The sequence below is a fragment of the Modicisalibacter muralis genome (assembly GCF_900102945.1).
GTDB lineage: Bacteria > Pseudomonadota > Gammaproteobacteria > Pseudomonadales > Halomonadaceae > Modicisalibacter > Modicisalibacter muralis.
Genome location: NZ_FNGI01000009.1, coordinates 1 through 21,919 on the forward strand (window position 1 = coordinate 1; position 21,919 = coordinate 21,919).

The 21,919-nt window shown below is 62.2% G+C and carries 22 protein-coding genes; 7 read left to right on the forward strand and 15 right to left on the reverse strand.

Annotated features, from left to right (window positions below):
- The 6 genes from BLR92_RS14270 to BLR92_RS14295 all read right to left on the reverse strand — a co-directional run.
- A partial coding sequence (locus BLR92_RS14270; RefSeq protein ID WP_139171605.1) for a TRAP transporter small permease subunit occupies nucleotides 1-620 on the reverse strand: 620 nt, incomplete at its 3' end.
- A gap of 113 nt (nucleotides 621-733) precedes the next feature.
- Nucleotides 734-1,753, reverse strand: a complete 1,020-nt coding sequence (locus BLR92_RS14275) for a TRAP transporter substrate-binding protein (RefSeq protein ID WP_089729759.1) — start codon at nucleotides 1,751-1,753, stop codon at nucleotides 734-736.
- Nucleotides 1,754-1,788: 35 nt separating this feature from the next.
- Nucleotides 1,789-2,544 (reverse strand): FadR/GntR family transcriptional regulator, encoded by a 756-nt coding sequence (locus BLR92_RS14280; protein WP_089729761.1) that lies wholly within the window; start codon nucleotides 2,542-2,544, stop codon nucleotides 1,789-1,791.
- Nucleotides 2,545-2,742: 198 nt separating this feature from the next.
- Nucleotides 2,743-4,011, reverse strand: coding sequence for a serine hydroxymethyltransferase (glyA, locus tag BLR92_RS14285; protein ID WP_089729763.1), 1,269 nt, complete (start codon nucleotides 4,009-4,011; stop codon nucleotides 2,743-2,745).
- Between the two features lie 151 nt (nucleotides 4,012-4,162).
- Entirely contained in the window at nucleotides 4,163-6,724 is a 2,562-nt protein-coding gene (locus BLR92_RS14290; RefSeq protein WP_089729765.1) for an ABC transporter permease, read from the reverse strand.
- Nucleotides 6,721-7,437: an ABC transporter ATP-binding protein gene (locus BLR92_RS14295; protein WP_089729767.1), complete on the reverse strand. Its 717-nt coding sequence runs from the start codon at nucleotides 7,435-7,437 to the stop codon at nucleotides 6,721-6,723. The genes BLR92_RS14290 and BLR92_RS14295 overlap by 4 nt, the downstream gene beginning before the upstream one ends.
- Nucleotides 7,438-7,507: 70 nt before the next feature.
- Here BLR92_RS14295 and BLR92_RS14300 point away from each other — a divergent pair, with 70 nt between their 5' ends.
- The 3 genes from BLR92_RS14300 to BLR92_RS14310 all read left to right on the forward strand — a co-directional run bounded on the left by BLR92_RS14300 (nucleotide 7,508) and on the right by BLR92_RS14310 (nucleotide 8,803).
- The gene (locus tag BLR92_RS14300) at nucleotides 7,508-8,128 is read left to right on the forward strand and encodes an arylesterase (RefSeq protein ID WP_245704217.1); all 621 of its coding nucleotides are present in this window, start codon (nucleotides 7,508-7,510) and stop codon (nucleotides 8,126-8,128) included.
- A gap of 67 nt (nucleotides 8,129-8,195) precedes the next feature.
- Nucleotides 8,196-8,459, forward strand: a complete 264-nt coding sequence (locus BLR92_RS14305) for a type II toxin-antitoxin system Phd/YefM family antitoxin (RefSeq protein WP_089729771.1) — start codon at nucleotides 8,196-8,198, stop codon at nucleotides 8,457-8,459.
- Entirely contained in the window at nucleotides 8,456-8,803 is a 348-nt protein-coding gene (locus tag BLR92_RS14310) for a type II toxin-antitoxin system RelE/ParE family toxin (protein WP_089729772.1), read from the forward strand. Before BLR92_RS14305 ends, BLR92_RS14310 begins: the two co-directional genes overlap by 4 nt.
- A gap of 4 nt (nucleotides 8,804-8,807) precedes the next feature.
- On the opposite strand, the gene BLR92_RS14315 is transcribed toward BLR92_RS14310, so the two are convergent.
- Entirely contained in the window at nucleotides 8,808-9,704 is an 897-nt protein-coding gene (locus BLR92_RS14315; protein ID WP_089729773.1) for a DMT family transporter, read from the reverse strand.
- 63 nt (nucleotides 9,705-9,767) lie between these two features.
- Here BLR92_RS14315 and BLR92_RS14320 point away from each other — a divergent pair, with 63 nt between their 5' ends.
- Nucleotides 9,768-10,769, forward strand: coding sequence for a zinc transporter ZntB (locus tag BLR92_RS14320; protein WP_089729774.1), 1,002 nt, complete (start codon nucleotides 9,768-9,770; stop codon nucleotides 10,767-10,769).
- Nucleotides 10,770-10,795: 26 nt separating this feature from the next.
- On the opposite strand, the gene BLR92_RS14325 is transcribed toward BLR92_RS14320, so the two are convergent.
- The gene (locus tag BLR92_RS14325; RefSeq protein ID WP_089729775.1) at nucleotides 10,796-11,065 is read right to left on the reverse strand and encodes an Rdx family protein; all 270 of its coding nucleotides are present in this window, start codon (nucleotides 11,063-11,065) and stop codon (nucleotides 10,796-10,798) included.
- A gap of 199 nt (nucleotides 11,066-11,264) precedes the next feature.
- Here BLR92_RS14325 and BLR92_RS14330 point away from each other — a divergent pair, with 199 nt between their 5' ends.
- From BLR92_RS14330 to ettA, 3 genes are all read left to right on the forward strand, one after another.
- Nucleotides 11,265-11,696, forward strand: coding sequence for a PAS domain-containing protein (locus tag BLR92_RS14330; protein ID WP_089729778.1), 432 nt, complete (start codon nucleotides 11,265-11,267; stop codon nucleotides 11,694-11,696).
- A gap of 153 nt (nucleotides 11,697-11,849) precedes the next feature.
- Nucleotides 11,850-12,059, forward strand: coding sequence for a PA3496 family putative envelope integrity protein (locus BLR92_RS14335; RefSeq protein WP_245704218.1), 210 nt, complete (start codon nucleotides 11,850-11,852; stop codon nucleotides 12,057-12,059).
- Between the two features lie 153 nt (nucleotides 12,060-12,212).
- The gene (gene ettA, locus BLR92_RS14340) at nucleotides 12,213-13,874 is read left to right on the forward strand and encodes an energy-dependent translational throttle protein EttA (RefSeq protein WP_089729782.1); all 1,662 of its coding nucleotides are present in this window, start codon (nucleotides 12,213-12,215) and stop codon (nucleotides 13,872-13,874) included.
- Between the two features lie 177 nt (nucleotides 13,875-14,051).
- On the opposite strand, the gene lpxL is transcribed toward ettA, so the two are convergent.
- From lpxL to BLR92_RS14375, 7 genes are all read right to left on the reverse strand, one after another.
- On the reverse strand, nucleotides 14,052-14,966 hold the full coding sequence (gene lpxL, locus BLR92_RS14345; RefSeq protein ID WP_089729784.1) for an LpxL/LpxP family Kdo(2)-lipid IV(A) lauroyl/palmitoleoyl acyltransferase: 915 nt from the start codon (nucleotides 14,964-14,966) through the stop codon (nucleotides 14,052-14,054).
- A gap of 76 nt (nucleotides 14,967-15,042) precedes the next feature.
- Nucleotides 15,043-16,149: an alanine racemase gene (alr, locus tag BLR92_RS14350; protein WP_089730076.1), complete on the reverse strand. Its 1,107-nt coding sequence runs from the start codon at nucleotides 16,147-16,149 to the stop codon at nucleotides 15,043-15,045.
- Nucleotides 16,150-16,302: 153 nt separating this feature from the next.
- Entirely contained in the window at nucleotides 16,303-17,814 is a 1,512-nt protein-coding gene (locus BLR92_RS14355; protein WP_089730078.1) for a TolC family outer membrane protein, read from the reverse strand.
- A 309-nt stretch (nucleotides 17,815-18,123) separates the two neighbouring features.
- On the reverse strand, nucleotides 18,124-19,092 hold the full coding sequence (gene rpoS / locus BLR92_RS14360) for an RNA polymerase sigma factor RpoS (protein WP_089729786.1): 969 nt from the start codon (nucleotides 19,090-19,092) through the stop codon (nucleotides 18,124-18,126).
- Nucleotides 19,093-19,217: 125 nt separating this feature from the next.
- Nucleotides 19,218-20,339, reverse strand: a complete 1,122-nt coding sequence (locus BLR92_RS14365) for a peptidoglycan DD-metalloendopeptidase family protein (protein ID WP_089729788.1) — start codon at nucleotides 20,337-20,339, stop codon at nucleotides 19,218-19,220.
- A 6-nt stretch (nucleotides 20,340-20,345) separates the two neighbouring features.
- The gene (locus BLR92_RS14370; protein WP_245704220.1) at nucleotides 20,346-21,275 is read right to left on the reverse strand and encodes a DUF368 domain-containing protein; all 930 of its coding nucleotides are present in this window, start codon (nucleotides 21,273-21,275) and stop codon (nucleotides 20,346-20,348) included.
- A complete protein-coding gene (locus BLR92_RS14375) occupies nucleotides 21,272-21,907 on the reverse strand; it encodes a protein-L-isoaspartate(D-aspartate) O-methyltransferase (protein ID WP_245704221.1) in 636 nt (211 codons plus the stop codon). The genes BLR92_RS14370 and BLR92_RS14375 overlap by 4 nt, the downstream gene beginning before the upstream one ends.
- Between the last annotated feature and the right edge of the window lie 12 nt (nucleotides 21,908-21,919).

The following is a 21,919-nucleotide window of genomic DNA, read 5'->3' on the forward strand; positions in this document are numbered from 1 at the left end:
CCGCGATCGTGGGACGGGGGCGTGGCCCGTGCGCGCAGCGACTGGATCAGGTGCAGCAGCGCCTGCAACGTCATGATCATCAGCGCGAGCATGATCATGCCCTTGGCCAGCGACGGAAACGGCGGGTTCCAGGAGGTCCCCGAGCGCTCCAGCGACCACTCGCCGAAGGGATTGTGGGCGGAGTCCCAGAACATCACGAAGGCGGCGTAACTCATCGCCACGCAGAAAACGAAGGTCACCAGGTCGTTGAAGCGGTCGAGCCAGCGCTTGAGCGACGGCCCGGCGCTGTCGTAGAGCACCCGCACGCGGATGTGCTTGTTGGCGGCCAGCGCCACCGGCCCACCGAGGGCGAAGGTCGCCGCGACCAGCATGACCACCGACTCGTGCACCCACGAGGTGGGCGAATCGAAGGCGTAGCGCATGATCACCTCGAAGACGCTGATCGCCATGGCGATGAACACCAGCCAGGCGGCGATGCGACCGCCGCGCACCACCAGGGCATCGAAGGCGTTGCGCGCCGGTTCCGGAGCCTCCTCGGGCGGCTCGCCGGCCGTGGCGGCGATGAGGTCGTCGTCGCCCGGCGCCACGTGGTCGTCCCTGTCATGGGGTTGTCGAGACATGCTCTTTCCTCTCATCAAGCGCAAGAAATACCCTGGGATTTCTCCATGGCCGCCTCGGGCCAATAGCAAGAGGGCCGGTACAAACCAAACCGGCCCTCTCGCTCGTCAGCGAATTACATCAGATTATGGTCTTTCAGATAGGTCACCACCGAGTCGTAGAACTTCTGGGTAATGTCGTTCTTCTTCGCCCACACGGCCCATTCTTCCTTGGCGATATTACGGAACTTGGCGCGTTCCTCGGCGGACATGTCGATGATTTCGATATCGGGGTTCTTACGCACTTCCTTGACGGCCGCGAGGTCACGCGCCTTGAGCTTGGCGACCATCTCGTAGGCCATGGCATCGACGGAAGTCTCGAGGATTGCCTTGAGGTCTTCCGGCAGGCCATCCCAGATTTCCTTGTTGAGCGATACCGCGACCATCGGCAGCGAGTGGAAGCCCGGATAACTGGGATATGGCGCGAATTCGAACATCCCCTGCTGGTAGTTGGTGGCGAACACGGTGTTGTCGGCGGCGTCGATCACGCCCTTCTCGAGGGCGGTATACACCTCGGAACTCGGCAGGTTGACCGGTGTCGCACCGGCTTTCTCGAAGATGTTGTAGACCATGCCCTGAGGTGCCCGTAACTTGAGGCCCTGCATGTCTTCCACGGTACGGATCGGCCGGGATGACACCAGCGACTCGAGGCCGGTGGCGGCGGCGCCGATCAGGTGGGCGCCATAAGGTTCGACCAGCTCGTTGTAGATTTCCTCGCCGCCGGCGTAATTCATGTAATCGAGAAACTCGACCGGATCGCCCCAGGCGCCGACCAGGTTACCCATCATGCCGAAGGCCGGGTTCTGGCCGGAGAAATAGCTGGGATCGGTGAGATGGCCCTGAATGATGCCCGAACTGACGGCTTGCAGGGTTTCGGTGGGGCCGACTACGGCATTGACCGGTAGAATCTCGATGGAGATCCGTCCACCAGACATTGTCTCGACGTTTGCGGCCCACTCCTTCTTGATTTCGTACTGTGGCTCGCCGGAGGTTTCCGAGGTCTGGAAGGTCCACTCGTATTCGGCGGCCTGTGCATTGAACGCCAATGCACCGAGCACGGCGACGGCGAGGGTCTTGAGTGGCATGCGTGACATCATGGTTACGGCTCCTTAAGCGTTTGTTGTACTTGCTACTACACCTCGATGGAGGGAAGCGTGCGGGGCAGACCTTCCAGGCCCAGATCCCGACCGGTGCGATCCAGCACCGCCAGTGCCGCCGCCGCGGCCTGTTCCGGCTGACGCAGGCGAATTGCCTCCATCACCCGGCGATGGCGTTCCATGCTGTCGTTGAGCTCATGGGCGCTGTGGTTGGATTTCTCGACCAGCAGCGCAATGGCTGGCTTGAGCACATGACTGATCTGCGCCCAGACTAGATTGTGCGACGCGGCGAACACCGCCTCGTGAAAATCGACGTCATAATCGTCGTGGCTGCGCCCCTGCCAACGCAGGTCGTCCTGTTCGAGGGCGCGAATCATGCCTTCGAATGCGGTCTCTATCTCGAGCAGATCGGCGGCGGTGGCGTTCTCGGCCGCCAAGCGCGCGACGAAGGGTTCCACCGCCACGCGAAAGGCGAATATCTCACGCTGGATACGCGGGTTGGGCTGCGCGAAACGCGCCATCCAGATGCTGACTTGCGGATCGAGCAGGTGCCATTCGGGCAGTTCTCGCACCCGAGTGCCCTGCCCCGATATGCGCGTCAACAGCCCCGCCGCCACCAGGGTTTGCAATGCGCTGCGCACGGTACTGCGACTGACCCCGAATTGCTCGCAAAGATCCAGTTCCTTGGGCACGAAATCGCCTGGCGCGTAGCGCCCGCTGAAAATGGCTTCGGCCAGATGTTCGGCGATGTCCGGGCGAGACGCCCGCCCCGGGATAGCGGCTTGACTCATGGTCGACCCTGCTCATTCTTGTAAGACAAAGAAATAGCTTATGTCCGACATACCTTCAAGCAAGAACCGTTAAAAAACCTTTAGACCATAGTCAAAGGCCCGGTCGATAATCGCGTCTCAGTGCCGTGAAAAACGTGCACAAAAAAACGCCTCGGGGCATGAACTGCCCCGAGGCGTCTGTCGATACGCGATACGAAATCAGGCGTCGCGGTACACCGGGAAGCGCGCGCAGACGGCTTCGACCTTGCCTTTCACCTCGGCTTCGGCGGCGCTGGAATCGCCCTTGGCCATGGCATCGAGAATGTCGCAGATCCAGCCGGCCAGATCGCCACATTCGGTCTCGCCGAAACCGCGCGTGGTCGCCGCCGGCGTGCCGATACGCAGGCCCGAAGTCACGAACGGACTCTGCGGGTCGTTCGGCACGGCGTTCTTGTTGACGGTGATATGGGCGCGACCGAGCGCGGCGTCCGCATCCTTGCCGGTGATGCCCTGCTTGATCAGCGACAACAGAAACAGATGATCCTTGGTGCCGCCCGAAACGATATCGTAGCCGCGCTCGATGAATACCCCGGCCATCACCTGGGCGTTCTTGACCACTTGCTGTTGGTAGGCCTTGAACTCGTCACCCATCGCCTCCTTGAAGCACACCGCCTTGGCGGCAATGACGTGCATCAGCGGGCCGCCCTGGATGCCGGGGAAGACCGCGGACTGCAGCTTCTTCTCAATATCCGCGTCGCCCTCGGCGGACAGGATCAGGCCGCCACGCGGACCGCGCAAGGTCTTGTGGGTGGTGGTGGTGACCACGTGCGCATGCGGCAGCGGGCTGGGGTAGACCCCAGCGGCGACCAGGCCGGCAATATGCGCCATGTCGACCAGCAGGTAGGCACCGACGTCGTCGGCGATTTCACGGAACTTGGCCCAGTCGATGATCTGCGAATAGGCTGAAAAACCGGCGATGATCATCTTCGGCTTGTGCTCGCGAGCCAGCCTTGCGACATTCGCGTAATCGATCAGGCCGTTGTCGTCGAGGCCATACTGCACGGCGTTGTAGTGCTTGCCGGAGAAGTTCGGCTTGGCGCCGTGGGTCAGGTGACCGCCAGCGTCCAGGCTCATGCCCAGCACGGTGTCGCCGGGCTTGACCAGTGCCTGAAAGACCGCGCCATTGGCCTGCGAGCCGGAATGCGTCTGCACATTGGCGTAGCTGGCATCGAACAGTTGCTTGGCGTACTGAATGGCCAGATCCTCGACCACATCGACGTACTCGCAGCCCCCGTAGTAACGCTTGCCGGGGTAGCCTTCCGCGTACTTGTTGGTCAACTGCGTGCCCTGGGCCTGCATCACGCGCGGGCTGGCATAGTTTTCGGAGGCGATCAGTTCGATATGCGCTTCCTGGCGTGCGACTTCGCTTGTCATCGCATCGAATAGAGCGTCATCGAAACCGGCAATCTGCATGTCACGGGTGAACATCGGCAGGGGTCCTCGAGTCAAGGATGAACGACGCGGCCAACACCCGACCGCATGTGAATCAGGCCGCCAATCATACCCCAGCCCCGGCGCCCTTTCACATGAAAGGGCGTCAAGGCTGCCCGAGTATTTCTCACCTTGGGTTTAGTTAAGCTCAAGCTTCCCCCAACAGCCCCAGGCTGGCCATCGGCGTCTGGCGACGCACCCCGCGCGACAGAGCATGGCCGATCACGCCGATCGCCAGCGCGCCACCCAGTGGTAGCACCAGCCACATCAGCCAATGAATGCGCGGTACCAGATCCAGCCAGCCGACATACACGCCGGCGGCGGCCAGCTCGGCCAGCAGCGCGCCCATCAGGCCGCTGGTAAAACCCAGCAAGGCGAACTCGACGCCCTGCACCCGCGAAATCAACCGGTCGCCGGCGCCAAATACGCGCAGCAGGCCACTCTCGTGAGTACGCATCGAATGGCTGGCGGTCAGCGCCGCGTAGAGCACGCTAACGCCGGCCAGCAGCACGAAGGCCAGTACGAATTCCACCGCGCGGGTGACCTGCGATAGTAACTCGCGGACCCGGCCGAGAATCGCCTCGACATTGAGTAGCGATACGCTGGGGTAAGTGGCGATCAGCTCGCGCAGCATGTCGCGATTGCCGTCGTCGAGGTGAAAGGCGGTGATATAGCTATGCCCGAAGCGCTCCAGCACGCTGGGCGGAAAGACGATGTAGAAGTTGGGCCGGAAACTGTCCCAATCGAGATCGCGCAGGCTGGTTATCTCACCGGTAATCTCGGCACTGCCGATGGTGAAGGACAGGGTGTCGCCAAGGCCCACGCCGAAGCGCTCGGCCAGGCCGTCCTCGATCGAGATCGGCACCGGCTGGCCCTCGCTCGCATTGACGGGTCTTCCGACATCCGCATCGAACCACTGCCCGGCGACGACGCGATTGCCTTCGGGCACCGTCTCACTCCAGGTGAGGTTGAGTTCGCGGCGCAGTGCGTTGTCGCTACGGCTTTCCTCGGGCACCACCTGGCGCGGCGGCTGGCCGTTGATCGCGGTGACGCGCCCGCGCACGATCGGGTACAGCGCGGTGCGGCTGTCGGCGGCATCGTCGACGATATCGATGAAACCCTCGCGTTCGCCGGGCTGGATGTTGATCGCGAAGTAGTTGGGCGTATCCGCAGGTAGTTGCGCCTGCCAGGTGGTCAGCAGATCACCACGCACCAGGGTGATGATCGCCATCGCCGCGAAGGTCACCGCGAACGCCAGCAACTGACCCAGGCTGGCTTGCCGCCGGCGCGCCAGTTGCCGCGCGCCCAGACGTAGTGCCTGCGAGCCACCGCCCTGCCCGGCGCTCCAGCGCCCAGCCAGGCGCAGCACCCCGCCCAACAGCGCCCAACCCAGCGCCCATAGCACCACCAATGCCACCAGCCCGCCCAGCAGCAGACCCAGCGACAACCACAAGTCACCGGAGTAGAGCCACAGCAGCGCGCCGAATACCAGGCTGGCCACGCCGACCACCAACCAGGCCGAGGCCGGCAGCGGGTCGAGTTCACGACGCAACACCTTGAGCGCACTGACTCGCTTCAGGCGCAGCAGGGTCGGTCCGGCGAAGCCCACCAGCACCGCCAGCGCAGTGAAAATACCCAGCAATAGTGGCAGCACGCCGGGCGGCGGCAACTCCAGCGGTAGAAAGCGCGTCAGCAAGGCCAGCAGTCCAGCCTGGCCGGCCAACCCCAGCAGCGCGCCGATGATCGAGGCGGACAATGCCAGCCACAACAGCTGCAAGGCAAAAAGGCGTGTCAGCTGGCGCTGAGTGGCACCGAAGCAGCGCAGTAGCGCCGCGGTATCCAGGTGTCGATCGACATAACGGCGCGTGGCCATCGCCACCGCGACCCCGGCGAGCAGCACTGCAGCCAGCCCCGCCAGGCTCAGGTATTTTTCGGCGCGCTCAAGGGCGCTGCCCAGCGTCGGGCGATCCTCACGCACATCGCTGACCTCGACACCGTTACGCTCCAGGCGCCCAAGCAAGTCGTCGACACTGGCCACCGCCTCGGGCGGCCCTTTGGCCAGCAATTCGAACTCGACTCGCGAGCCGGGGCGGATCAGCCCGGTGGCATCGAGATCGTCGATATGCATCATCAAGCGTGGATTGAAGCTGGCGAAACCGGCACCCTGGTCGGGTTCGCGCACGATCAAGCCACCCACCGAAAGCGTCGCCTGGCCGACCTGCAAGGTGTCGCCGATCTCGACATCGAGTAGCTGAGCCAAGCGCGGGGCGATCCAGGCTTCGCCCGGCGCCGGGCCATGTGCCACTTGGCTTATCCGCTCAGCGCCTTGCTTGCCCAGCTCGACATGCACTTCGCCATATAACGGGTAGGCGTCGTCGACCACCTTGAGACTGGCCGGCTGAAAGGCCTGGTCGCGGCTGACCATCGACACCATGTCGACCTGATCGCCGAGCACCAACCCGGCATCCTCGAGTTCGCGACGCAGTTCGGCATCGAACGGCTGGCTCTGCTCGAGCTTGATATCGCCACCCAGCAGCTGGCCAGCCTGGCGAGTCAGCGCACGATCGAGGCGGTCGAGGAAGAAGCCGATCATCGTCGAGGCGGCCACCGCCAGGGCCAGCGCCACGAACAGTGCGCGCACATCGCTGGCCCGCAGGTCGCGGCGCAACCCTTTCAGCGACAATAGCCATAGGCCGGCGCCACGCTTCATGCTTCCACCTCGTCGCGGTCGAGCACGCTCAACCGCCCGGCATCCAAGTGCAGGCAGCGCTGGCAGCGGCGCGCCAGGTTGTGATCGTGGGTGACCAGCACCAGCGTGGTGCCGGCCTCGCGGTTGAGATCGAACAGCAGATCGATGACCTTCTTGCCGGTGCCACGGTCGAGATTGCCGGTAGGCTCGTCGGCGAACACCAGTTCAGGTTCGGTGACAAAGGCGCGGGCCACCGCCACGCGCTGCTGCTCGCCGCCGGAAAGCTGCTTGGGCAAGTGATCGAGGCGCTCGCCCAGCCCCACGCGAGTCAGCCAATCACGACCACGCGCCAGGTGATCGTTACCCGGCACCAGCTCCAGCGGTAGCAGCACGTTCTCCAATGCGGTCAACGTCGGCAATAGCTGGAAATTCTGGAAGACGAAGCCGACGCGCCCTGCTCGCAATTGCGCCCGACCATCCTCGTCCAGCCCGGGCAGCGACTCGCCGAACAAGGAGAGCTCGCCGGTCGTCGGCGTGTCGAGGCCGGCGAGCAGACCCAGCAACGTCGACTTGCCAGCGCCGGAACTCCCCAGGATCGCGACGCTCTCAGCGGGGAATACCTGCAGATCGAGGCCGCTGAGAATATCCAGCCGGCGCTCACCGCTATCGACCTGCTTGCCCAGCCCCTGGGCATGTAGAATGGGGGTTATTTCACGCGCATGGGAGTTGGGCATGGTGCAAGGTTTCCCTGTCATTTCATGGTTCCGGGTTACACGGCCGCTGAAAATATCGCGGTCCCTGGCTATGCGCTGGCTGCTGATCGTGCTGGTTGCGTGGGCCGGCTCGGCCAATGCGGCCTCGACGACACTGTTGATAATGGGCGACAGCCTGAGTGCCGCCTACGGTATCGAGCGCCAGGCGGGCTGGGTCAACCTGCTGAGCGAGCGCCTGAATGACGATGTCGAGGTCATCAACGCCAGTATCAGTGGCGAAACCACTGCCGGCGGTGCTACGCGCCTGCCCGAATTGCTCGGACAACACGACCCCGACATTGTTCTGCTCGAACTGGGCGGCAACGATGGTCTGCGCGGCCTGCCGCCTCTGCAGATGCGCGCCAATCTCAGCGACATGATCGAGGCCAGCCAACGCGCTGGCGCCAAGGTGCTGCTGCTGGGTATTCGGGTACCGCCCAACTATGGCCAGGCCTACGCCACGGCCTTTCACAACGTCTATCGCGAGCTATCCGACCAATACGACGTGCCATTGGTGCCTTTCCTGCTCGACGGTATCGCCCTCGATGAGGGCCTGATGCAGGATGACGGCATTCACCCCACCGCCGAGGCCCAGGACATGATTCTCGATAATGTCTGGCCGACGCTGAAAATGCTACTGTCCAAACAGTCTGCCAACGTCGCTAAGCAGTGACCTACCAGGCTGAAAAAAGTCCAAAAACAGACTAAAATAAGTTCACCTATCCTTGAGGCGACTGCGCATGCGTACCGAAACCATTAGCTACCTAAAGCAGAATGCCGCCACTCTGGATGTGCAAGAGCCGCTGGTTATCACTCAGAAAGGCAAGCCGACCTACGTGGTCGAATCCTATGCCGCCCATGAGCGCCGCGATCAAGCCATCGCCCTGCTCAAGTTGCTGAGCCTGGGCGAGAAGAGCCGCGAAGCCGGCAATACGATGAGTGCCGATGAGTTCATGGCAAGACTGAAGGAAGATGAGCGGATCGACCTGAATGAAGCTCCATGAGCCAGTTCTCGGCGGTGACGCTTGAGGAAACGGCATTGCAATCGCTGCGGAGTTGTCGTCATTTCCTGATCGATCATCTAGATATGGCGCCTGCCGAAGCACACACCTACACGCAGGGGTTGGCCGGCATCGCAATGTCCCGTTTGACCGAGAGGTCCGAAACCTATGGCATCTGTCGCCTCGCCCAGGAAATGGGTATCGGTCATTATCAAGAACTGCTGATCGACAGTTATCGAATCGTCTACCGCTTCTGGCCCGACGAGAACCAAGCCTCCATCTACCTCTTCGCTCACCAGCGCCAGGATTTCAAGCAGTTACTGTTCGAATACCAGCTCCTGCGCTAAGCCGTCATATGCGCTCGGCGGCCGCCTCCGACGGTGTCTTCTGCAGTTGCTGTAGCCCCAGCCCAGCGAGAATCAGCGCCAGGCCTATCAATGTCGAAATCAGGATGGGTTCGCCGACGATAAAATGCAGCAAAAATAGCGATACCGGCGGCGACAGGAAGATCAGGTTGGAAACCTTGGCGGTGCGTGACACCTGATGCACTGCCATCTGCCACAGCACGAAGGCAACGCCCATCTCGAACAGGCCGACGTAGACACCCGCGCCGAGACTCGCCCAGCCATGCCAGGCGAAGCCCGGACCGAAGGCGACGATGGCGGTCAACACCGGCAAGCCCACGCTGAAGTTCTGCCACTGGGCCACCAATGGCTCGCGGTGATCGCGGGCGTTGAGCAACCAGTAAAGCGCCCACAACAGCGTCGATGCCAGCGCCAGGCCCACGCCCAACGGATCGGCGAAGGCGACATCCAGCACCGCGCCGCGAGTGGCAATCGTCCAGACCCCGGCGTAAGCGATCAACCCGGCCAGAATATCGATTCGCGTCAGTCGATGCCCGAGGATCGGCACGGCGAGAAATGCCATGGCCAGCGCCCAAGTGTAGTTGAGCGCCATGGCCTCCTGCCCCGGCAGGCGATCATAGGCGGCGAACAGTACCAGGTAATAGGCCACCGGATTCATCAATCCCGCCCATAGCGCCGTGCGCCAACCCTGGCGCAGGGCAATGCCCAATTGGCCGCGACGAATCACCAGCACGCCGATCAACGCCCACGAGACCAAGGCGGCGATCCACATCAGCTCCACCGGCGTCATCATTTCGAGTGCCAGCTTGAAAGCGGTGGCCACCGTGGACCACAGCGCCACCGCTCCCACGCCATACAACATCGCTTGACGATCCCGTGTCATCTTCACTGCCAATTTGACGCTCACTCTATTAGGTTATGGCAAACAGCCTAACCGGAAATATTTATGGCGATGCCCACTGATACGACACCCGAACCCGTGGAAAGCGCCTTCGTCACCGCCTACCGGCTCGATGGCCTGGGCGGTGGAAAAATCCTCGACGGCGCCGAACTGCACCGCGCCTGGAACACCGACGAGTCGCCGCTATGGCTGCATCTCGATTTTCGCCATGACGACGTCACCGACTATCTGCACTCGCTGGCGGGGCTCAGCGAAGCGGTGATCGAGGCGCTACTGGAAGCCGATACTCGACCGCGCGTGGCCCGCTTCGGGCGCGGCATCGTCACCACCTTGCGCGGCATCAACTTCAACCCCGGTGCGGCCCCCGAAGATCTCATCTCGCTGCGCGTGTGGATGACCCCCAAGCGCCTGATCACCCTACGCCGACGCCCGCTGCATGCCGTCAACGTGGTGCGCGAGCGCATCGACAGCGGCGAAGGCGCGCTATCGGTACCCGACCTGGTCGCCTGGCTGGCCGAGACGCTGGTCGATCAGGTCGGCGATGTCTCTCATCAGCTCGACGAGCGCCTGGCCGCCTTGGAGGACGCACAACTGGCGTACAGCCACAGCCTCAATGCCGATGACTTGACTCGCATCCGTCGCCCACTGATCACCCTGCGCCGCTTCATGGGACCACAGCGCGATTGCCTGTCTCAGTTAGCGCAGGGGCCGGTATGGCTCGACGAGGAAACCAAGGTCTCGCTGCGCGAAAGCGCCAACCAGTTGTCGCGTTATGTCGAGGACTTCAACGCCATGCAGGAGCGTGCGCTGATTCTTCAAGAGCAGCTATGGAGCGAGCATAACGAGCAGCTCAACCGGCGCATGTACATGCTGGCCATCGTCACCACGGTATTCTTGCCGTTGAGCTTTCTCACCGGGCTGCTGGGCGTCAATGTCGGCGGCATCCCCGGCGCCGATAGCCCCTATGGTTTTGCCGCGTTCGTCGGCATCACGCTGGTCGTGGGCGTATCGGTCATGGCGTTGCTCAAGCGCAAGCACTGGTGGTGAGTCATGATTAGGAAACCACTCAAGGCTTAGCGGTCGATGTGGCCCAGGTCGCGGCCCGGATCGAGCCGATCGCGCACCCGACGCTTGAGCTCCTTGATATCGGGAAAGCCAGCGTCGCGCTTGCGCTCCCAAATAGTCTCGTCGTCGAACAGCACCTCGAAGTGACCACCGTGGCTAGGCGCTAGCGCGACCTGCTCGAGATCCTCTCCAAAGGTGGAAAGCAGCTCCTGAGCGTACCAGCCGGCGCGCAGAAGCCACTGGCATTGCGTGCAATAATGAATGCGAACCTGCGCCATCCCCGTGCCTCCCGAACATTGCTGATGTCCCATGGTAACAACCGCCAGCACGCAGCGCCTGCCCGAGGTGGAAGAGTCGGTGCCAAAGTCGCCATGCGTGAAGTTACAACACGTTGAAAACATTGCCCCAGCTGGCCATGCTATCGGATAGCAAGGGCTGGTTGGCTCGCCAATGACCTGTCACAGGACACCAAGACGCATGAAAAGACCCGAGTTGATCGACGCGGAGTTGCTGGAGCGGATCGTCAATGCCTCGGCCGATGGCATCGTGGTGGCCGAGCAGGAAGGCGACGAGACTATCCTGATCTACGTCAATCAGGGTTTCGAGCAATTAACCGGCTACAGTGCCGACGAGATTCTCTATCGCGACTGCCGCTTCCTGCAAAACGACGATCGCGACCAGCCACAGCTGGCCAATATTCGCCACGCCATCAGCGAAGGTAGAGCCTGCCGCGAGGTACTGCGCAATTATCGCAAGGACGGCACGCTATTCTACAACGAACTGTCGATCACCCCGGTCCATGACGAACAGGACCAGCTCACCTATTTTATTGGCGTGCAGAAAGACGTCACCGAGCACATCGAGACTCAGCGGCAACTCGAGGCTTTCAAGAGTGGCCGCGCCAGTTGATGCGCTAGTGACACGACGTGCGCGACTTTTTTCGCTCGACCTCTTGCTCTCGACCCGGACTGACGCTATATAGCGGGCAAGGCATCCAATGGGGTGTCGGCTGGTCACAAGGCTTGCTACAAGACTTTATACAAAGTCATGGGGAGGTTGAGCATGAGTCGTGAAACGCTTATCAACGAACCACTCGCCGACGAGGATTTCTTCGACGCCGTCAATGACGAGCATTTCAGTCGCCCGCGCAGCAGCCGTGCCGATACCCTGCGCGCTCGCCGTCAGGTCGAGGCGCTGCTGGAAGAGCGACGCCTGAAACGCGCCATAGAAGATGATTGGCTCGATGAACTGGACGAGGAAGAAGAGGAATAGCCTCCACTCCTTTCCAGACATGAATCGAAGCACGAACGGACGCCGCGGCGTCCGTTCGCGTTTCCTTCCCATCCCGGCAGGCATGCACTGGCGTTTCATCGAAGCGGCCACTATCATCTGGCCACTCATCATTTCCCAACAGACCGGATTTCCATGGCGCAATACGTATTCACCATGAACCGGGTGGGCAAGGTCGTGCCCCCCAAGCGCGAGATTCTCAAGGACATCTCGCTGTCTTTCTTTCCTGGCGCCAAGATCGGCGTGCTCGGCCTGAACGGTTCGGGCAAGTCGACGCTGCTGCGGATCATGGCCGGCGTCGATACCGAGTACAACGGCGAAGCGCGACCGATGCCGGGCCTCAACATCGGCTATCTGCCTCAGGAGCCCCAGCTCGACGATAGCAAGAGCGTGCGCGAAACCGTCGAAGAAGCCGTGGGCGAGATCAAGAAGGCACAGGAACAGCTCGACGCCGTCTACATGGCGTACGCCGAGCCCGATGCCGACTTCGACGCCCTCGCCGCCGAGCAGGCACGCCTGGAGAACCTGATCGAGGCCGCCGACGCGCACAACCTGGAGCGCAAGCTCGAGGTTGCCGCCGAGGCGCTGCGCCTGCCACCCTGGGAGGCCAACGTCGGTGTGCTTTCCGGTGGCGAGCGTCGCCGCGTCGCCCTGTGCCGGCTGCTGCTCTCCAACCCCGATATGCTGCTACTCGACGAGCCCACCAACCACCTCGACGCCGAGTCGGTGGCCTGGCTCGAACGCTTCCTGCACGACTACTCGGGCACCGTGGTGGCGATCACCCACGACCGCTACTTCCTCGACAACGTCGCCGGCTGGATTCTCGAACTCGACCGCGGCCAGGGCATTCCCTTCGAAGGCAACTATTCCGACTGGCTCGATGCCAAAGAAAAGCGTCTGGCACAGGAGTCCAAGCAGGAAGCCTCGCGCCAGAAGGCCATCAAGGAAGAACTCGACTGGGTGCGCCAGAACCCCAAGGGCCGCCAGGCCAAGAGCAAGGCGCGTCTCAACCGCTTCGAGGAAATGCAGTCCGGCGACTTCCAGAAGCGTAACGAGACCAATGAAATCTACATTCCGCCCGGCCCGCGCCTGGGCGACAAGGTCATCGAACTGCACGACGTCGCCAAGCGCTTCGACGACAAGCTGTTGTTCGAGAATCTATCGCTGCAGATCCCCAAGGGCGCGCTCGTCGGCATCATCGGCGGCAACGGTGCCGGCAAGTCGTCGCTGTTCCGCCTGATCAACGGCACCGAGCAACCCGACGAGGGCGAGGTGGTGATCGGCGACACCGTCAAGATCGCCTATGTCGAGCAGTTGCGCGACAACCTCGACAACAAGCAAACGGTATGGGAAGCCGTCTCCGACGGTCAGGATCAGCTCAATATCAATGGCTACGAGGTTTCCTCGCGGGCCTATGTCGGGCGTTTCAACTTCAAGGGCAACGACCAGCAAAAGCGTCTCTCGGATCTTTCCGGCGGGGAACGCGGACGCCTGCAACTGGCCCAGACACTCAAGCAGGGCGCCAACGTACTGCTGCTCGACGAACCCTCCAACGACCTGGACATCGAAACCCTGCGCGCGCTGGAAGAAGCCCTGCTGGCCTTCCCCGGCTGTGCCCTGGTGATCTCCCACGACCGCTGGTTCCTCGATCGTATCGCCACGCACATCCTCGCCTACGAGGGCGACTCCCAGGTGGTGTTCTTCGAAGGCAACTACAGCGATTACGAGGCGGACCATCGCAAGCGGGTCGGTAACGACACGCCCAAGCGCATGAAGTATAAGCGCATCGATGCCTGAGGCGCTGCGCGCCAGCTAGAAGCTAGAAGCTAGAAGCTAGAAGCTAGAAGCTAGAAGCTGTTCAGTATTAACGCGGACAACCCCTCCAGTCTTCTGGTGGGGTTGTTTTTTCTTCAAGCCGCGCAGCGGCGTACTTCCAGCTTCCAGCCGCGAAGCGGCGCTCTTACAACTCCGGCTTCAGTAGAAACCGGGCTCGCCCTCCGGCCGAGTCTTGAAGCGTCGATGCAGCCACAGGTATTGCTCGGGATGGCGACGGATCGCCGCTTCGATGACCGCGTTGACGCGCGTGGCATCGGCTACTTCATCGTTGGTGGGAAAGCCCTCGAGCGCCGGCAGGTATTCCAGGGTATAGCTGCGGTCGTCGGGATTGCGATGGAAGATCAACGGCATGACCGGCGCCCCGGTCATGCGGGCGATCTTGGCGGTCAGCTTGACGGTCGAGGCTTCGATACCGAAGAACGGCGCGAAGACGCTGGCATCGCGACCGAAGTCCTGATCGGGTGAGTACCATACCGCACGCCCCGCCTTGATGCGTCGAACCAAGCCTCGCAGATCGCGCCGGTCGATCGCCTGACCGAATATCCGCGAACGCGCACGGGTCATGAAACGCTCGAACAACGCATTGTCATGCGGGCGATAGACCACGTCGGCGGGAAAGAATAGCGAGTGCAAGGCGCCGCCAAGATCCAGCGTCGAGAAATGAATGCCGACGATCAACGCGCCCTTGCCCTGGGCCAGCGCGCGATGCATGTGCTCCTCGCCCTTGAAGGTCACGCGATGGCGCAGGTGCTCGGGGTCGCGGCACCAGCCGGTGGCGGTTTCCAGGATGCCTAAACCATTGGCGATGAATGTCCGCTTGACCAGCGCCGCATGACGCGGCTCATTCAGTTCGGGGAAGGCCAGGCGCAGGTTGGTTTCGGTGATATGCCGGCGGCGTTTGGCGAAGCGCCAGGCCAGCAGGCCGATACCCTTGCCCAGCCACAGCTTGAGCGACCAGGGCAGCCAGGCACCCAGGCGCATCAGGGCGATGGAAAGCCAGGCCGACCAGTAGCGCGGGTGCAGGAAAGACGACTGTGAAAAAGACTCTGCCATGAGCGAATAAGGTATCCAAAGGCCATATCGGAGATCGCTATTGTAACGGCCCGGGTAGCAACCGTCAGGCGTTGTGCTAGCTCGCCCCGCCATGATAGCGACGCGGCACGCGCGGCAAGACGCCAGTCAGCAGCGTATAGCTGATGGTATCGCAATGTCGCGCCACCTCATCCACCGACAGCCGCTCCTCACCGGGGCCCTGGCCCCACAACGTCACTTGGCTGCCGATATCCGCATCGGGCAGGTCGGTCAGATCCACCGTCAGCATGTCCATCGACACCTTGCCGGCGATGGCGGTTCGGCGACCGTCGACCAATACCGGCGTGCCATCGGCGGCATGTCGGTCATAGCCGTCGCCATAACCGGCGGCGACCACGCCGATGCGCGAGCGCCGTGGCGCCGTCCAGCGCCCGCCGTAACCGACCGGCTCGCCGGCTTCGACGTCGCGTACCGCGATGATCTCGGAACGCAGCGTCATGACCGGCTCGAGCCTGCGACTGGCGTCGTTGGCGCCTTGCAGCGGGTCGCTGCCATACAGCATCACCCCAGGACGATTCCAGGCGCCATGCGCCTGCGGCCACGCCAGCGTCGCCGGCGAATTGGCCAGGCAGGTCGGCGCACCCAATGTCGCGGCCAACTCATCGAGCAGCGCCAATTGGCGACGGAAATACGCATCATCGAGTGTATCGGCGGTGGCGAAGTGGCTCATCAAGTGCAGATCGCCGACCCGCTCGGAAGCCGCGCTCAAGCGCTGCCACACCGCGCTCAGTTGCACGACGGGGAAACCCAGCCGATGCATGCCGGAGTCGACCTTGACCCAGGTCGGAATCGGGCGTTGCGGACGAAAGCTCAACAGCGCATCGACCTGCCAGTGGCTATGCACCGTGACCCACAATCCCAGCGCATCGACCCGCTCGAGCTCGGTGGCTTCGAAGATGCCCTCGAGCAACACGATCGGTTTGTCGATACCCGCGCGGCGCAACACCTCGGCCTCCTCGATACAGGCGACGGCGAAGGCCGGCGCCAGATCGAGCAAGGCATGCGCGCAGGCCACGGCACCATGGCCGTAGGCATCGGCCTTGAGCACCGCCAGCGCCTGGCTATGTGGCGCGAGATCGCGCGCCAGCCGGTAATTGTGGCGTAATGCATCGAGATCGATATCGGCGATTAGCGGCCGGGCCATGGCGAAGTCCTGGAGCGATTGAAAGGCGCCATTATTTATCATAAGTAGCGCAATTTCATGATACTAAGCACCAAAAAATCGCCGAACACTGGTTTTATAAACCAATATTCAGCGATCTTTCATCACTAAACACTAGCAATGTGCATCATGTCATTACTGCGGAGGTTGTGGCGGTGCCCCAATATCCATCATAGCGTCGTAGTTGCTATCCGGCTCGTTGGGCAGGATCAAGCGCACCGCATCTTCGTCCTGCAGCCACTCGTTGATGGCACGAATGCTGCCGGTATCGAGAATGCCCGCCTCGCGGCGTAGTGCCAGCAGATCGATGACATAGTCGTAGCGCGCCTCGGCATAGTTGGCCAGGGCATCGTACAGGCTCTGCTCGGCCTCGAGTACGTCGACGATGTTACGCGTGCCGACTTCGTAGCCGGAGCGAGTGGCTTCCAATGCACTGCGCGAGGAAATCACTGCCTGGCGCTGAGCCTCGACGCTCTGCACATCGTTGCTGACCTGCGTGAACAGCGAGCGGACCTGCTGCGTGGTCAGGCGGCGCTGGGCCTCGAAATCGTACTGCGCGGATTCCAGCAGGTAGGTGTTCTGGGCCACCTGGGCGCTGGTACTCCCGCCGCTGAACAGCGGTAGACTGGCCCTCAAGCCAATTTCGCTACCCGAGTCGTGCCCGTTCAGGTACTCGATGTCGGTATTGGCGTAGGAATAGTTGGCGTAAGCATCGAGTGTCGGCAGATGGCCCGACTGGGCGATATCCACGGCGATATCGGCGATATCCACGCCTTCCCGGGCGGCAAGCAGAACCGGATTGTTCTCCATGGCCAGCGACACCCAAGCATCGCGGCTACTGGGTTGCGGCGACTCGATGGGCAATTCGTCGGCGAGGCCGTCTATCGACTCGTAGCGCTTGCCGGTCAACCGCTCCAGCGCCTCGAAGCTGACCTGCAGATCGCTCTCGGCGGCGATTCGCTGGGCTCGCGCAATGTCGAAGGAAGCCTGTGCCGCATGGACATCGGTGATCGCGATCAGCCCCACGTCGAACTGCTCGCGGGCTTGCTCGAGCTGGCGACCGATGGCCTTTTCCTGGGCGACTCGCGCGGCGAGAATATCGCGGGCACGCAGAATTTCGAAATACGCCGCGGAGACATCGTACAGCAACTGCTGACGGTCGCTTTCCAGGGTCAGCGCCTGCTGGTCGATCTCCTCCTCGGAGCGCTGCAATTCGTACCAGTTGGTGGCATCGAACAGCGCCTGGGTGGCCTCGAGTCCCACGCTGGTGGCATTGTAGCTCTCCTCCGACGCACCAAAATCGCTTCCACCGCCGATGCCCCCGGTGCCGCCACCGCCAATGTCTCCGCTGTCGCCACCGGCAGCCTCACCGCTGACCTCCGGGCTCGAATAGGTACGATAGTGTCCCACGCTGGCGGTAGCGCCTATCTGCGGCAGCAGGTCGCCGCGCTGCACGTCGCTCGCCTTTTCGACACTTTGGAAGAAGGAACGTGACGACGCCAATTCGGCATTGTTTTCCAGCGCATCGCGCGTGATGCTCCAGAGATCGGCGGCCCTTGCCTGTGATGACAAGAGCGAGGCTATCAGCAAGGGAAGCAGCTTCAGCGACAGTGGCTTCAGCAGCGCGGGCCGCGTCGGCGACGGCATCGAGAACGATAGCTGGCGGCTGGTCGAATCCGGCCCGGGGTTGGAACCTGGAGATGAACCTTGAGGGGACATCGACGTTATCCTTTCATGTCATGAGACGTGCGCGACATTATACATACAATGGCGCATGTTGCATGCCAATCGCTGAGTCAAGGCGACATTGCGGGCGATGAGCCAATACCGGACAAGCAATCCGCCGTTGCGCAACGCATAAACGGCGAACGACGAGTACGCGCCAGGGGCGCGTACTCGTCGTTCAGGCGTGTTGTCCGGCGCGGACGCTTGGCCGCCATGGCGATTAGGTCGCGTTCACTCGAAGATCGACTCGAGCGACAGGCCTTGCTTCTCCAGTACCCGGCGCAGTTTCTTCAATGCCTCGACCTGTATCTGGCGTACTCGCTCGCGGGTCAGGCCGATTTCCTCGCCCACCTCTTCGAGCGTCGCCGCCTCATGCCCGCGCAGCCCGAAGCGGCGCACCACCACTTCCATCTGCTTGTCGGTCAATTCGGCCAGCCAGTCGTCGACATGCTGCTTGACATCGACATCGACCAGCGAGGATTCCGGGCCACTGTCGTTATCGTCGGCCAGGGTCTCGATCAGCGGCTTGTCGCTCTCGCCGCCCAGCGGGTAATCCACCGACGATATCCGCTCGTTGAGCCCAAGCATCTTCTTGACCGTGCCCACCGGCTTGTCGAGAAAATCGGCGATCTCCTCGGCGGTCGCTTCATGATCGAGCTTCTGCGTCAGCTGACGGGCCGCGCGCAGATAGATATTGAGTTCCTTGACCACGTGGATCGGCAAACGAATGGTGCGGGTCTGGTTCATCAGCGCCCGCTCGATGGTCTGACGAATCCACCAGGTGGCATAGGTGGAGAAACGAAAGCCACGCTCGGGATCGAATTTCTCGACCGCGCGTATCAGCCCCAGGTTGCCCTCTTCGATAAGATCCAGCAGTGACAGGCCACGATTGAGATAGCGACGTGCGATCTTGACCACCAGGCGCAGGTTGGATTCGATCATCCGCTGCCGCCCGGCCGGGTCGCCCTTCTGCGCCAGGCGGCCGAAATAGACTTCCTCCTCGGGCTTCAGCAGTGGCGAAAAACCGATTTCGTTGAGATAAATCTGCGTCGCGTCGAGGCTTTGGTGATAATTGTTCTCCTCGCGACTCAGCGCCTTTTCGAACGCCTCTTCCTCCTTGGCACCCGCGACGTCATCAATGACCTCGACCCCATCGTCGTTGAGGTCCACATCCTGAATATCCCGTTCAAGCATGCTCATGTCGCTACCCCATTGTCTGCTGCTCAGAAGATGCAGCCGTTGACCGATACATGTTGTAGTTATGATTTGTCAAAGACGACGAGCCAGCCCCTAGTCGGTTCGTCGTCCTTGTCACGCAACATTGCTTAGCGCGGCGGCAGCACCTCGAGAGGATCTTGAGGCTGGCCATCCTTGCGCACCTCGAAATGCAACTTGACGCTATCGGCGTCGGTATTGCCCATGGTGGCAATCACCTCGCCGGCCCTGACCACGTCATTCTCCTCGACCGTCAGGCTATCGTTGTGCGCGTAGGCGCTGAGGAAACGGTCGTTGTGCTTGAGGAGAATCAGGTTGCCATAACCGCGTACACCGTCGCCGGCGTAGACCACGATGCCCGGGCCTGCTGCCTTGACAGGTTGCCCCTTTTGTCCGGCGATATCAATGCCGGCGGTTATGTCCGAACCGTCATCGAAACGGCCGACGAGCTGACCCTCGGTCGGCCACTGCCAGGGGATGTCCTCAACCGGCGTGAAAGTCCGCTGCTGCGCCTCGGGATCGGCGGGTTCGCCCGCCACCGCAGTGCCGGCATCGACCCTGGTATCACCGCCATTGGCGGTAGTATTGCCTGACGAAGATGACACCGTCGTGTCAGCACTCGCCCCCGCCGCACTTGATCCGGCCGTCGTACCAGCGCTCGCGACCTGTCGGTTTGCACCGGGCGGGTTAGCGGCAGGTGGCTCACCGGCGCCCGGCGTATCGTAGTTGTAAATCGGCCCCGGTGCGCTGGCACCCCCGGCAACGGCCGCACCGCTCAGCGCTTGACCACTCGGAGCCGCGCCGTTCGTACCCGACGAGCCATTCAGCGGGCGACTGCTCAAGCCCTGGTTGCGCTCGATGGCCGCGGTATCGGGTGCCAGCCAGTCGGGATTCTGTACGGTGGTAACGCCACTGACCGACGAGCCTTGCGTGGAGTTGCTCGCGACCGCCGCTGTCGATGTCGTTGCCGTGGCGCCGGGTACGAGGCGCAGCGTCTGGCCCGGCTGCAGGCGATAAGGCGGTTTTAGATTGTTGAGGCGTGCCAGTTGGCGAAAATCCATGCTCTGGCGCCAGGCGATCCCGTACAGGGTATCGCCGGCCTTGACGGTAACCGTATCGCCGGGCTGCTTATCGCGGCTGACCGACAGGTCGCGCACCTGGGGCGCTCCGCCGGAAGCCGCACAGCCGGCCACGCCAAGTGCCAGTATCCAGACCAGTAAAACCTTGCGCATGAGGGATCATTCCTCCTTGAAAGACGACGTGGAACGCTCGCCTACCGCCAGCACCAACGCCAGGCCGCATAGCATCAAGGCCAGTGCCGGCAGCAATTGCGCGGAGTTGCCGGTCAGCAGAGCGTAATCGTTAGGCAACAGATAGCGATAGTCCAATGGAATCAACTGATCGTCGGGACCCAATCGATAGCGGGTCAACTCGCGCCACGGCCACAACAAGGGCAGCGAACCGACGATAAAGCCGATCAATAATTGCAACGTGGCATTGTGGTAATGCCGAAACAGCCACGAAAGCAGCCGCGAAAAGGTGAACAGGCCGATTGCGCAACCGACGCCGAACTGCAGAATCAGGCCAATATCCAGGTTCTTGATGCCCTCCATCACGGTGCCGTACAGGCCCATCGTCAGCAACAGGAAACTCCCCGAAACACCCGGCAACAGCATGGCGCTGATGGCGATGGCGCCGGCGATCATCAGGATCAGACTGCCGCCACCGCTCAGTGCCGGCATCAATTTCGGAAGCCCTTGCGCCAACACCAGTCCCAGCAGCAGCGGCAGCACGTACCACAGCCGCCACTCGGCGAGGTGCCGGCCGACGACGATGCCCGACGCCGCCACCAGGCCGAAGAAAAAGGCATCCAGCAACAACGGATAAGCATCGAGCAGGTAGGTGACGAGATGCGCGACGCTCACCAGGCTCAAGGCGATACCCAGCACCAGCGGCACCAGAAACGCCAGGTTGAGGTGTTCGACCAGCCCCGCCAAACCGCCGCGCCGCCAGGCGACGAACGCCTCCGGCCCGAAGCGACGAATGGTCTCGATCAGCTCCTCGTAGATTCCCGTGACGAAGGCGATCGTTCCGCCGGATACGCCGGGCACGGCATCCGCGGCGCCCATCCCGGCCCCCTTGAGAAACAGCGCAAGCGGCTTTCTCAACGTATCACTCCTTCCAGCAGCGGCACGAAACGCACCTGTTCGAGCCGCTGGTAATCGTAGCTATCGCCATGGCGCTGTATACAGGTCAACCACTGGCTACCATCGCTGTCTTCCAGCGGGGTGATCAGCGTGCCCGAATCGTTCAATTGAGACAGCAATGCCGTGGGTAGTTCACTGGCGCAGGCGGTCAGCACGATGGCATCGAATGGCGCCGCCTCGGGCCAGCCATGCGCGCCATCGGTCAGGCGCAGGCGCACGTTGTGCGCCGCCAGACGGGCCAGACGCCCCCTGGCCCGTAGCTGCAACGCCTGGATACGCTCCAGCGACCAGACCCGCTCGACCAGCCGCGACAGAATCAACGTCTGATAGCCCGAACCGGTACCGATCTCGAGCACGCTGGTCGGCTCGGCGGCCAGCACCAGTTCGCTCATGCGCGCGACCATCCAGGGTTGCGACAGCGTCTGGCCATGGCCGATCGGCAACGAGGTATCTTCATAGGCGCGGTGCGAGAGCGCCTCGTCGAGGAACAGATGACGAGGCTCGCGGGCCATTGTCTTCAATACGTGTGGATCGACGATACCTGCCTCGGCCAGCCGCGCCACCATGCGATCGCGGGTGCGCTGCGAGGTCATGCCTATTCCACT